We start from the raw sequence: 12,629 nt of genomic DNA on the forward strand, positions 1-12,629 counted from the left end.
ATTATTTTATGATTTTCTCTAAATCCCTTGCTTTTTAAGCGGGGGTTTCCTTTCGTAGTTAAGAAAAAATGCTATACTGTTATCTGAGGTGCTAGAAATGACAAAAATTAATTATCAAGATATTATCCAGGATCAAATGCCTGTCTCAAAAAAACTGCTTACCACCTATTACAAATTAGGTCTTCATGAAACAGAACTTATTTTACTTTTACAGCTTTCGCGCTTTGCAGATGAAGGAAATCATTTTCCTACTCCTTTTGAGTTGGCACAGTCAGGAAGCTTTTCCGAAGAACAAGCAGCCAGCATGCTGCGAAAATTAGTGCAAAAAGGGTTCCTGTCTATTGAAAAGAATGATTCTGAAAAAACGCCTATCAGTGAATCATATTCTTTGGAACCTCTGCTTGAAAAACTATATGATGAAGATGTATCTGTGATAACACGTGACGAAGAAAATATAGGAAATATCTTTATCTTATTCGAACAGGAATTCGGCAGACCCTTATCACCATTTGAAATAGAAACTATTAACAGCTGGTTAGACCAGGATAGCTTAGAACCTTCATTGATAAAAGCGGGACTACGGGAATCAGTACTTATGGGCAAATTGAACTTTAAATACATCGACCGTATTTTAAGAGAATGGAAGAAAAAAGGGATTCATACGGTACAGGATGCCAGAAAAGCAAGCCAGCAATTTCATCAGGGCAGAGCAAATGATAATAATAATACAAACACACGCCCTAAAAGAGACACATCCTTTTATTACAATTGGCTAGAAGGAGATTAAAATTATGCTGAACAATACACAAATCAGACATTGTTTAGATGTCATGGCGGAAATGTTTCCAGATGCAGAGGGAGAGCTTGTCCATTCAAATCCATTTGAATTAGTAATTGCTGTTCTGCTGTCTGCACAATGTACAGATAAACTGGTTAATAAAGTAACAGCAGACTTATTTAAAAAGTACAAGACTCCAGAGGATTATCTTGCTGTTCCTTTAGAAGAGGTGGAAAATGATATTCGTTCTATCGGATTGTACAGATCAAAAGCAAAAAATATTCAAAAGCTTTGCCGTACATTAATCGATGAATACAACGGAGAGGTCCCGCAAACAAAAGAAGAATTAGTTAAACTGGCTGGAGTTGGCAGGAAAACAGCAAATGTTGTGGCTTCCGTTGCATTTAATAAACCTGCAATTGCCGTTGATACTCACGTTGAACGTGTATCCAAGCGGTTAGGAATATGCAGATGGAAGGATAGTGTCATAGAAGTAGAAAATACGCTGATGCGAAAAGTACCGAGAGATGAATGGAGTGTAACGCATCATCGGATGATTTTCTTTGGACGCTATCATTGTAAAGCAAGAAATCCTAATTGCCCGGAATGTCCATTATTGGATATCTGCCGGGAAGGTAAAAAGAGGATGAAGAAAATAGGGTAATATGTTTTTTTCGCAAAATTATCTTTACAAAAAAAAACAATCCCGCTCATAAAAGAGTCGGGATTGTTTTTTTGTTACTCATTATTTGATTCGTCTTCACCCTGGTCAGAGGAGTCGTCAGGAGTTTCCTCTTCAGAATTTGAACTATTTTCTTCTTCTTGTTCTGTTTCATTTTGTTCTTGAGATTCACTCTCATTATTCTCGGATTCATTATTGTTATTTTCTTCCGTTGAATCATTATTTTGATCGGTGTCCTCAGTTGAGTCCGAATCCGATTCAGAATCTGATTCATCCCCATTTGTTTCTTCATCAGCAGGAGGCTCTTCCTCTTCAGGTTCTTCTTCCTCTGCTTCAGAGACGGTCACACTTGTAGATGCTGAAGGACCCCGAATTTCATTATCTTCCTCACTGATTGGTGTAACAGTAATATTGTAATCTCCCGGTGTAACGCCGCTTACACTGATACCTTCAGAACCGACATTTTCCGTTTCGCCATTCACGCTTACTTCAAAGCTGGCTGAAGGGCCGTCATAACTCCAGGAAACATTAATCGTTTCATCACCATCAAACTCAGCAGATAAGCCGGAAACGCCTGGTATCTCTTCAGTCTCTTCTTCTTCTTCGTCTTCACCAGGAACCTTGACCGTTGTTGTAGCAGGGTCACTGGTTAATGAGCCTCTTTCAGCAATAACCTGAATGGTATATTCAGCACCTTCTTCAACGTCTGAAATCTCCATAGATGTGTCACTTGTAGAAGAGAGGGACTGCATACTGCCTCCATCAATGCTGGCACTTACATCAAAGCTGACATCTTCATCTGAATCAGTATCATAATCCCAGGATACTTCAATGGAATTATTATCTTCATTATAGCTTGCAGACAGACCGCTTACTGCATCTAATTCTTCATAGCGCTCAGAAACCTTCGTTGGCTCTGTACCTTTAACAAACAGCTCCGTAATTTTATTTTCGCTTGGAGTACTGTCACTTGCCAAAGCAGCCGGATTTGTTCCTTTTTCTACAGTAACATCTACAACAGAATCAGGGCGGGTAAAGTCAGCCGTTTCGATTCCTTCAGATAAATGTCCCATTGTGTTGCGGAACATTTGCTGAGAAAGACTAGTATCCTGCAATGGAACACGCCTTGTTTTATCTTTTCCGGTTTCAGGATCTTCATAAACTTCATAGCCACCAGTCCAGGCTGCTATCGTGTAATTTGTCGTATAGCCGACAAACCAGGAATCCGGGTTTCCTTCCTGTTTATCCATTGTGGTAGTTCCTGTTTTCCCTGCAACATCTAAACCTGGGACAGCTGCGTTGGTACCTGTACCAGAGCTTACAACTGATTTCAGCATGTCAGTTACCATATAAGCAGTATAATCTTCCATGACTTTTTCTGAATCAGGCGTTAAATCAACTACCCGGCCATCTGGAAATTCTACTTTTGTTACTGCATAAGGCTCTGCATATTCGCCATTATTACCGAATGCTCTGTATGCACCAGCCATTTGCAGTGGACTAACCTGTGCACTTGTTCCACCGATTGCATCACGGACATCCAAAGTACCTTCATCAAATTGAATTCCCAGCCGCTCGGCAAATTCCTTCGAGTTTTCCCTGCCGACTTCTTCCATTAATTTGACCGCTGGAACATTCAGGGATTGCTGTAATGCATATCGGGCTGTCACCCAGCCGTTATAGCTTCTGCCGGCATTTCTGATCGGATTGGAGCCTTCGATTTCATAAGGACCATCATCATCGAGCTGGTGGTAGGTGGACATCTGATTATACTCAATAGCCGGACCATAAGACATAAATGGTTTCACCGTAGAACCAGCTTGTGGATTTCCATTTATCGCATAATTAAAACCGACTTCATTATTCAGGTTGCCGCCAATTGCCTTAATTGCTCCTGTCTGTGTATCCAGAACAACCATTGCTGCCTGTGTATTATCTGGATAACTGATTGGTGATTCTTCCTCTGAAAGCATGCTTTCAACATATGGCTGTGCATCCGGATCCAGTGTTGTATATACCTTTAACCCGTCTGAGTCAAGATTAACATCATCTAATTTTTCTTCAATCTCACTGCGAACCTGGTTAACAAAAGCATCATATGGTGTTGGGTCAGGACGGCTTTCATTTAATAGGGAAGCAACGTCAACACTTCTTGCTTCATCAGCCTCCGCTTCGGTAATTTTTCCATGACGTACCATCAGATTTAATACCGTGTTCATCCGTTCTTCCGTTAGTTCCGGATTTTCAAATGGATTATAGGCTGTTGGACGCTGCGGTAACCCAGCTAAGATAGCAGCCTCCGGCAAGGTAAGATCATTTAAATCTTCTTTTCCAAAATATGTTTTCGCTGCTTGAGCAACACCATAAGAATTCGCACCGTAGAAAATACTGTTTAAGTACATTTCCATGATTTCTTCTTTACTGTATTCTCTTTCCAGCTTCATAGCCATCCACATTTCCTGGACTTTAATGCTTATCTTTTTCTCGTTGCTTAAAAATGCACGCTCGACAACCTGCTGCGTGATTGTACTTGCACCTTGGGAGCCAAAACCTCCAGTAAAGTTGCCCTGTATTGCGCCGCCGATACGCTTGAGGTCTATTCCGTTATGATCAAAAAATCGGACGTCCTCTGTAGCTGTAACAGCATCGATAAGTAAATCCGGAAGCTCCTCAAACTTTACTTGTGTCCTTTTTTCATCTGAACTGAAATCGCCAAACTGATCGCCGTTTTCATCATAAAGTGCAGATGAAAAAGGTATGTTCAGCTTGTCTTCTTCAATGTCAGGTGCTGTAGCAATCCAATACGCACCGACAGCAGCACCGCCTAAAAATAAAATCAGAAATAATAAAAGGGCTACCTTTATAATTTTTTTCCAAATAGGCTGTTTCTTTTTCTTCTTTGTTTTTTTACCTTGCTGCTTTCTTCTGGCAGCTCTTGACTGGCTATTTTGATCGGCCATTTTTTATACCTCCATATCTATAGGTAGAGCTTATCAACTACTGATAAAAAATCAACCTTTTTCTGATAGTGAAAAGGGATTTCATATCCCAACTGTTTGATATGTTCATAAGAAATTGATTTCTTACCACCATTAAATTGCTCCTGCCAGCAAACAAATAAATCCTTTGCATCGAATAGATAAGTTTCTTCGTAAGCTCTAAAACGTAAAATAATAAAACTGATTCCTCCATGCTTTATTATTTGCTGCATATGATGAACCTGATGTTCATGAATGTTTGCAAGGGGGAAGGAAGTCTTGTTTTTTGTTTCCTTTGCCTCAAAATCAATATACTTTCCTTTATAGACCCCATTGTAATCAGTGGTTGATGCCTGCTTAAAATATGCTTCTGTGATTACTGCGGCACTCCGCTTTGGGTAATGAACATTTACAATCTGCACAGGTGTCGGTTTTTTATGAATGATTGCCTGACCCTGTATGCGATAATAATCTGTGGTCTCATTTATTTCTTCCTCAAGTGTCATTCCTCTCCTGCTAAAACTAGTTTGCTTTGGTTTTATGGTTAGTGATTTCCGCTGACCATTTGGGTAATTCATGTTTTCTTGCCTCCTAACACGTATATCCTAAATGAAAAACAGCAATATGAAAACATTACTGTTTGAATCAGGATAAATATAAAACCAGTACATCCTATATTATAGTACAAATTCAAGAAGGAAACTAATCAGAGCGTATGAAAATCTTTAAAGTTATGTACAAAATATGGAGAAATAAAACCACCCTCCTTTACTTTAACCATCCATAAAGTTACGGCTGCAAACAGATATTCTTTAGGGTCAATAATAAGAAATGTGGAAATCACATGCTGCCTGGTGTATGAACCTGGTTACACCAAAGAATGAAGTTTGCCTTGAATTTTGTATTTTTGATGATGTTAAGAAACCTAATTATCCCCAGAGCAGCACAGGTCCGGGGAATATAATTAGGTTATCTGATTAAACCATACTTCTAAAAGTTACGTGGAAGGGCGGTTAGGGCCAGCCACTTTTTTATCTCTTGTTTTTTCATTGTTATTTCTTTTGTTTGAAGCATTTGTTTTTTGCTGTGCTTTTGATGGTCTCATGGAAATAACCTCCTTTTCGAATTTTAAACCTCTGAGAAGAATGAAAACCTCAGACGAAATGAAGTTTCACTATATAGCTTGTCTAATTTTGTGTAAATCATTACAGATTTGCACTAGTTTTGTTTTGATTATTCTAGTTTTGTCGAATGGGAAGGAGGTTATCATTTTCTCGTGGAATACATAGCACATCAGGTTTTAAATAGTACGATTTTATTTCAGTTCCAGTCTCATTTCAACGGGCCTGACTGAATGAAGATTAACTCTATCTAAAAAACAGGAGGAGAATAAAAAATGCTTCTTTCAAAATCAATCATTCCTGAGGAAAACGGTGGATACAGCAAAGCGGATATGGAGAAACAAATAGAACAGATTCAGGAACAGCTCGCTCTCATTCATCTCAAATTAAAAGCGAACGTAGACAGTGAGGTATGGGTGCAATTTCAAACAAAAACGAATAGTTTAAAACAGACAGAGCTGGAATTCCAGAGATTAAAGCAGCTTTTATAGTATGTTGTTCATGACTTTTCTATCTATTATATGATAAAATTCACCTGAAGAGGATGTTCAAAGAGCCTATATAAAAACATGCTATATTCTTAGGTGAACATGCAGTTTGAAATTGAAGGATGACGAATAATGAATCTAAGTGAACAAACAGAGAAATTAAATCAATATTTAGAGGCACTGCGGAAAAGATTCGAAAAAGGTGAAGCTCCAAGTGATCGGAAAGACCGCGAATTTTTTAATATGGTAAAAGAAGAGACAACACCTATTTATAATTTATTGGAAAGCTGGGAAACAGATGCTCTGGCTGTAGTAAAGGAAAGAAAAGCATCTGTTCACCCAAATCAGATTCAATCAACACGGGAAAACATGGAATTACTGTTGATGCATAGTTATTATTTGGATGCCAGAAGAAAGAGATATATGGAATTGTATACATCTATCCGATACGTTTTTGATTTATTATTGGATACACTTGAAGAGGGTTAATAAACAAATAGACAGCTTTGTTTGTAGGGGGATTTTCATATGAAAGAAAAATTACTGGAAGAAGCAATTCAAATCAGATCAAGAGCTTATGTACCATATTCACAATTTCCGGTAGGTGCTGCATTATTAACAAGCTCCGGTAAAATTTATACTGGCTGCAATATAGAAAATGCTGCTTACCCATCTACCTGCTGCGCAGAACGTGTAGCAATTTTTAAAGCAATTTCAGACGGGGAAACAGAATTTGAAGAAATGGCTGTTGCAGCAGATACAAAACGTCCTGTACCGCCTTGTGGAACCTGCAGACAGGTAATGAGTGAATTTTTTGCACCTGACATGAGCATTCACTTAACGAACTTAAACAAAGATGTTCAAACACTTACGACGGATCAATTATTACCTTTTTCATTTCAGAAGGAAGATATGGACTAAAAAAAGGGGATTTAAACTCTAATTGTTTAAGAGATTTTTAAATTTTAGAAGGAGACTGATATTCAGTTTCCTTTTTTATGTTATAATAACTTTAATATTTATTAAATAATGGTAAAATGAAAGCATATGATAAAAAAAGATACGTATAGTATATTGCAGAGGTGATTTTGAAATGAGTATTGACCGTATTCAACTAAATGGAAAGAAAATTTTAGAAAAAGATTTTAAAACAGGAATTAGAGGATATTCTCAAGAAGAAGTAGATGAATTTTTAGATATCATTATTCAGGATTATGATAATTTCAAACAGGAAATTGACCGTTTAAATGAAGAAATTGAGAAATTGAAAAATAACCGTCCGACAGAAACACCGAGAGCGCGTTCAACACAGCCGAACTCACAGGTGAATTATGATGTTTTAAAACGCTTATCTAACCTGGAAAAAGCAGTATTTGGAAAAAGATACGCGGATTCTGAAGAATAAGCAAAAGGATAATTGATTTATCTCTAAAATTCTGCTAAAATATTTTAGGTTACTTAAATGCCTATGTAATCGCTATGTCCATTTTGGATGTAGAGGAAAGTCCATGCTCACACAGGCTGTGATGCCTGTAGTGTTCGTGCTTGATGAAGTCATAAGTCAAGGTAGTTTGTATAAACTAACGGCAGACAAGCTGTACTAAGTCACTTATAGTGATATGTCAGCTGGTCTTGAAGGTGCCACAGTGACGTAGCTGGTTTGGAAACATACCAGGTGGAACGAGGTAAACCCCGCGAGTGAGCAACCCAAATAATGGTAGGGGCATCCTTTAGTAGGGAATAGAACTGAACAAGGGACAGCAATAGCTGTAGATAGATGATTACAACCGGCGTACGAGGTTTGACCACCGCTCGCAGTACAATGGAACAGAACATGGCTTATCGGGCATTTAAAGGTCGTACCAACGAACAGATTCTATTTCCAATTAAATGAAATAGAATCTTTTTCTTTTTAAAGGGTGTTCAAAAAGTCCTTTTATGGAAAAGACTATACTAAAATGATAACCGAGAGGATATTAAAAATGAAACAAGTAACTTTAATTGCTACAGCAGCGATGGGACTTGAATCAATTGTTGCAAAAGAAGTAAGAGACCTGGGGTATGAGGCTACTGTTGAAAACGGAAAAGTTATTTTTGATGCACCAATTTCTGCAATTCCCAGATGTAACCTGTGGTTAAGAACAGCTGACCGCGTGAAAATTCTTGTCGGCAAGTTTCAGGCCAAAACATTTGATGAATTGTTTGAGCAGACAAAAGCACTTCCCTGGGAAAGCTATATCGATGAAACAGGACAAATCCCTGTTTCCGGAAAATCAATTAAATCCACTTTATACAGTGTTCCGGATTGTCAGGCAATTGTAAAAAAAGCGATTGTAGAACGAATGAAATTAAAATATGGTCTCATCAACAAGCTGGAAGAATCAGGAGCGCTCTATAAGACAGAGATTGCGCTGTTAAAGGACGAAGCAACATTGACTATCGATACATCAGGCGCAGGCTTACATAAACGCGGCTATCGTGTCGGGCAGGGGGAGGCCCCTCTAAAGGAAACCCTTGCTGCATCATTAGTTCTATTAACAAACTGGAAGCCTGATCAGCCTTTAATTGACCCATTCTGTGGTTCGGGAACTATCTTAATAGAAGCGGCCTTAATTGGCCAAAATATTGCGCCAGGATTTAATCGGGAATTTGCTTCTGAAGAATGGAGTTTAGTAAAACAGAGACATTGGGATGCTGCTTTTGGAGAAGCTGAAGAGCTCGCTAATTATGATCAGCCATTATCTATCACCGGTTCAGACATCAGTCATCAAATGATTGAAACTGCACAAGCAAATGCCCTGGAAGCAGGACTTGGAGATTTAATCCAGTGGAAGCAGATGCAGGTCAGTGATTTGACCATTAAACAAAAAGATGGCTATCTGATCAGTAATCCGCCGTACGGACAACGGTTAAGTGATAAAGAAGAGGTAGAAAAGATGTATCAGGATCTGGGTGGTATTATGCAAAATCATCCATCCTGGAGCACATACATCATTACAGCCTATGAACAATTTGAAAAAGCATTTGGAAAAGCCGCTACCAAGAAACGCAAGCTGTTTAATGGTTTTATTCAGACGAATTATTACCAATACTTTGGTAAAAAAGAAGATTAAAAACCACATTTTAAATTAAATAAAATCATCCGCTTTGATTAATCTTTTTCAAAACGGATGATTTTTTTGAGGATCTTATAAAATTTGAAATTAAATTTACTCTGCTAAATGAAAAGAGAATCTACATTATTCTTTTTTTCCTTGCTCAGACACATATTTTCGTGCTAACCATTTAAAGAATTCTTTTTCAGCCTGTGTCAATTCCCGATTCAGTTTGTATTTAAAATCACTTGCGAGGTTTTCGTATATATTTTTATTCATGATTATATTGAATTACTTTCCTCCTATTTATGCTCAACAATCCGGTCCAATTGCAGAACGTATGCTTTTAGTTATCATCCCTTATAAAATATTATCAAATGGAGGAGATCCCGGCGGTGCATTTTGAATAATATCTATCATTGGTATCGTATAAGCGAATAAAATTAAAGCAATTGTAATACCAATCCACAGCTTCCAATTTTCCATCCATGATGGGGTAGGCTGTGCATCTTCTTCTTCCTCAGCAATAGGGAATTCTTCTTCTCCTTTAGGAGCAAAAGCTAATAATTCCATAAAGATATATATCATCAGGACAATGCCGATAAACAAAAGGGTTCCTCCAACTGCCTGAGCAGTCTGATAGCCGACCCATTCAGCAGCTTGTTCTGTACCACCGTATTCGGAGAAAGAGGATCTTCGTGGTCCGCCTAAGAGTCCTTGAATATGCATCGCTCCGGACATAATCAGCATACCTACAGCCCATATAATAGTCTGATAAATACCCAGCTTGTGAATCTTCGGAGTAAGCTTTCTGCCAGTTAAATGAGGAATGAGCCAATAGGCAATTCCAAAGAAAGTAAGCAGAACAGTTGTTGCAATGGTTAAATGAAAATGTCCAGTTACCCAAATCGTATTATGGACAAGCGTGTTTAATTGGTGAGATGCGTTAATAATACCGCCTGCTCCACCAGGAATAAACGCAACCATACCGGCAAAAGGAGCTACAAAACGGACATCCTTCCAAGGCAATTTTTTAAACCAGTCGAACAACCCTGTTGCGCCTTGTTTTCTGCCGGTAGTCTCAAACATGGCAAACATCGAAAATGCTGTCATTAAACTTGGTACAATAACCATAAAGGTAAGAACTACCTGAATAAACTTCCACGTTGGATCAATACCCGGCTCTGTAAGCTGATGATGGAAACCAACTGGAATAGAGAAGAACAAGAATAAGATAAAGGAAAGTCTTGCTAAAGAATCACTAAATATTTTTCCGCCAATGATTTTAGGGATAATTGCATACCATGCCATGTAGGCAGGTAATAACCAGAAATATACGAGCGGATGGCCAAAATACCAGAATAGCGTACGGCTTAATAAAACATTAATTGTTTCTGTATAACCTAATGACCATGGAATAAACTGTACAAGAACAGTTACAGCAACTCCGAGAGAACAGATAACCCACATAATCATATTAATTGTAACCATAAAAGCGAGAAGCGGTGTTTTCTGGTTTGGATGTGCTTTTTTCCAAACATAAACCTGATGCCAATTAACAAGAGCAGCAATCCATGTTCCAACTACAACAAGTGCAAGACCGATATAAAAGATAGGATGCGCTTTTAGTGGTGCATAGAACGTATATAGAACGTTTGCTTCCCCAAGTAAAATGGCTGTTCCAGTTAAAGCTGTTCCAATCGTCATCGTCCAAAAAGATAACCAGCCAAGTTTCCGTTGCTTATCAGACATACCGACTGTTTTACCTAATAAAGAATATTGAAATCCAATAATGAAAAAGGTTGTCAGTACTAATGCCAGGATAACGCCGTGTAAAGTAAGTATTTGATAATAGCCGATTCCAAGCGGAAGTTCAAAATCTCCTGAACGTACCAATACCTGTAATAACCCCATTAATCCACCGATAAATAATGAAATAAATGCAACATACATAAAGGAAAGATATAATTTCGCTTCTGGTTTTGCGATACTTAAGGGTGTCAAATTAATTTCTTCATTCTGCTGCTGTTTCATTGCCAGACTCATCGTCAACCACCTCCACTGTTGCATGCATCATGTGATGTCCTACACCACAGTATTCATTACATAATAATGTGAATTCCCCAGCTTTATTAAGCTGAACTTCCATACTGCTGATATATCCAGGCTCTACCATCATATTGACATTAGTGCCCGCTACATTAAATCCATGAATAACATCTGTTGAGACTACCTGAAATAAGACAGTAGACCCTTTAGGAATTTCTATATGAGAAACTGCATTGCCTTCCTCATCACTTCCTAAATCATAGTTGAATGCACTGGCAACAACATTGACAATATATTTATCATCATCTACCTGTGTAATCCCCAGGTTTTCTCTTTGAAATGCTTCATTAGCTTCCACATTTTCAGGGTCAATCGTTACTCCATGGCTTTGAGGATGTGTTCCTAAATAAAATGCTCCAAATCCAAGTATTGCTAGAAACAATACAAGGGATGCCCCGCCGAAGATAAGCCAAATCTTCTCGTATTTGTGTAAATGCATGCTCTTTCTCCTCCTTCTTTATCGCGACAAAAATAATAAAAATACTGCAAACCAGCTGATAAGAATAATAGCTCCTATAGTGATTACTGAAAAAAGTGTACCTTTTAAATTAGGATCAGATTTTTTCATGTGATTCACCCCTTCTGTAACTTCTTTCCTATATGACTATCATATCGAAAAGAAGGCCTGTATACAGTGTCATTACTGACTTTTCACATTTTGTTCAAATGTTCACAAGTAGACTGGCTTAATCATTTTACAAACTTTTTGGTTTGAAAAGTTTATGACATTTTTATGAATAAAGTAATAAAATCATTGACAAAATATCATGTTTTAAAATCTGGATTTATGCCTTTATAAAGGAGAGGAAGAGGATAATATGCAAGAGGGACAGTAAAAAAGCAGAACCCCATTTTAGGATTCTGCTTTTAATCTATGATGATATTTTATCTTTTTACAACATTTGCAGCTTGTGGACCACGTTCACCTTCAACGACGTCAAAGGAAACTTCCTGTCCTTCTTCTAAAGTTTTAAAACCTTCTTCTTGAATAGCAGAATAATGTACGAAAATATCATTCCCTTCCTCTAGTTGAATAAACCCGTAACCTTTTTCTGCATTAAACCATTTTACTACTCCGTTTTCCATGTTAAATTTCCTCCTAAATACTTCCACGTAAAACGCGTGTGATTACAAAGCAGAAGAACGAAATATGAAAAAAGGCAGCTTCCGATAGAAGAACGGGATCATAATCATCCACTTCTGTCTATCGAAGCTACCTTTACATTCTAATGATTCCGTACCATCTTCTTTGCTTGTACCCATATTAGCTTAATTTTTTTACACAGTCAAGAAATCCTGACTATTTTTATAAAATAATCAAAAGGTTTTGAATTTATACCTGTTTCTTCTTCATTGAATTTATTTATTTTAAAGTTGA

Annotated in this window: 13 protein-coding genes and 1 other RNA gene; 8 read left to right on the forward strand and 6 right to left on the reverse strand. The window is 37.7% G+C overall.

Annotation, left to right across the window (positions count from 1 at the left end):
- Window positions 1–97: 97 nt before the first annotated feature.
- Both MHH51_RS12000 and nth read left to right on the forward strand, forming a co-directional pair.
- Window positions 98–787 (forward strand): DnaD domain-containing protein, encoded by a 690-nt coding sequence (locus tag MHH51_RS12000; RefSeq protein WP_339286214.1) that lies wholly within the window; start codon window positions 98–100, stop codon window positions 785–787.
- A gap of 4 nt (window positions 788–791) precedes the next feature.
- Window positions 792–1,442 carry an endonuclease III gene (nth, locus tag MHH51_RS12005; protein ID WP_339286215.1) on the forward strand — a complete coding sequence of 217 codons (651 nt, stop codon included), beginning with the start codon at window positions 792–794 and terminating at the stop codon, window positions 1,440–1,442.
- A gap of 74 nt (window positions 1,443–1,516) precedes the next feature.
- Here nth and MHH51_RS12010 read toward each other — a convergent pair whose 3' ends face one another.
- Window positions 1,517–4,420: a PBP1A family penicillin-binding protein gene (locus MHH51_RS12010; protein WP_339286217.1), complete on the reverse strand. Its 2,904-nt coding sequence runs from the start codon at window positions 4,418–4,420 to the stop codon at window positions 1,517–1,519.
- Between the two features lie 17 nt (window positions 4,421–4,437).
- Complete coding sequence (recU, locus tag MHH51_RS12015) at window positions 4,438–5,016, reverse strand: Holliday junction resolvase RecU (protein WP_147207755.1); 579 nt, start codon at window positions 5,014–5,016, stop codon at window positions 4,438–4,440.
- Window positions 5,017–5,834: 818 nt separating this feature from the next.
- Here recU and MHH51_RS12020 point away from each other — a divergent pair.
- The 6 genes from MHH51_RS12020 to MHH51_RS12045 all read left to right on the forward strand — a co-directional run bounded on the left by MHH51_RS12020 (window position 5,835) and on the right by MHH51_RS12045 (window position 9,160).
- On the forward strand, window positions 5,835–6,050 hold the full coding sequence (locus tag MHH51_RS12020) for a hypothetical protein (protein WP_077603002.1): 216 nt from the start codon (window positions 5,835–5,837) through the stop codon (window positions 6,048–6,050).
- Window positions 6,051–6,179: 129 nt separating this feature from the next.
- A complete protein-coding gene (locus MHH51_RS12025) occupies window positions 6,180–6,536 on the forward strand; it encodes a YppE family protein (protein ID WP_147207754.1) in 357 nt (118 codons plus the stop codon).
- Window positions 6,537–6,575: 39 nt separating this feature from the next.
- The gene (locus MHH51_RS12030) at window positions 6,576–6,968 is read left to right on the forward strand and encodes a cytidine deaminase (RefSeq protein WP_147207753.1); all 393 of its coding nucleotides are present in this window, start codon (window positions 6,576–6,578) and stop codon (window positions 6,966–6,968) included.
- Between the two features lie 172 nt (window positions 6,969–7,140).
- Window positions 7,141–7,452: a cell division regulator GpsB gene (gpsB, locus tag MHH51_RS12035; protein WP_077602999.1), complete on the forward strand. Its 312-nt coding sequence runs from the start codon at window positions 7,141–7,143 to the stop codon at window positions 7,450–7,452.
- 57 nt (window positions 7,453–7,509) lie between these two features.
- Window positions 7,510–7,894: RNase P RNA component class B (gene rnpB / locus MHH51_RS12040), an RNA gene on the forward strand.
- A gap of 135 nt (window positions 7,895–8,029) precedes the next feature.
- Complete coding sequence (locus MHH51_RS12045) at window positions 8,030–9,160, forward strand: class I SAM-dependent RNA methyltransferase (protein WP_147207752.1); 1,131 nt, start codon at window positions 8,030–8,032, stop codon at window positions 9,158–9,160.
- Window positions 9,161–9,502: 342 nt separating this feature from the next.
- Here MHH51_RS12045 and MHH51_RS12050 read toward each other — a convergent pair whose 3' ends face one another.
- The 4 genes from MHH51_RS12050 to MHH51_RS12065 all read right to left on the reverse strand — a co-directional run bounded on the left by MHH51_RS12050 (window position 9,503) and on the right by MHH51_RS12065 (window position 12,337).
- Complete coding sequence (locus tag MHH51_RS12050; protein WP_147207751.1) at window positions 9,503–11,188, reverse strand: b(o/a)3-type cytochrome-c oxidase subunit 1; 1,686 nt, start codon at window positions 11,186–11,188, stop codon at window positions 9,503–9,505.
- Complete coding sequence (locus MHH51_RS12055) at window positions 11,157–11,690, reverse strand: cytochrome c oxidase subunit II (protein ID WP_147207750.1); 534 nt, start codon at window positions 11,688–11,690, stop codon at window positions 11,157–11,159. Before MHH51_RS12055 ends, MHH51_RS12050 begins: the two co-directional genes overlap by 32 nt.
- 18 nt (window positions 11,691–11,708) lie before the next feature.
- The gene (locus MHH51_RS12060; protein WP_147207749.1) at window positions 11,709–11,819 is read right to left on the reverse strand and encodes a cytochrome c oxidase subunit 2A; all 111 of its coding nucleotides are present in this window, start codon (window positions 11,817–11,819) and stop codon (window positions 11,709–11,711) included.
- Between the two features lie 317 nt (window positions 11,820–12,136).
- On the reverse strand, window positions 12,137–12,337 hold the full coding sequence (locus tag MHH51_RS12065) for a cold-shock protein (protein WP_077602992.1): 201 nt from the start codon (window positions 12,335–12,337) through the stop codon (window positions 12,137–12,139).
- Window positions 12,338–12,629 lie beyond the last annotated feature (292 nt).

The organism is Oceanobacillus sp. FSL K6-3682 (assembly GCF_037976165.1).
Classification (GTDB): domain Bacteria; phylum Bacillota; class Bacilli; order Bacillales; family Amphibacillaceae; genus Oceanobacillus; species Oceanobacillus sojae.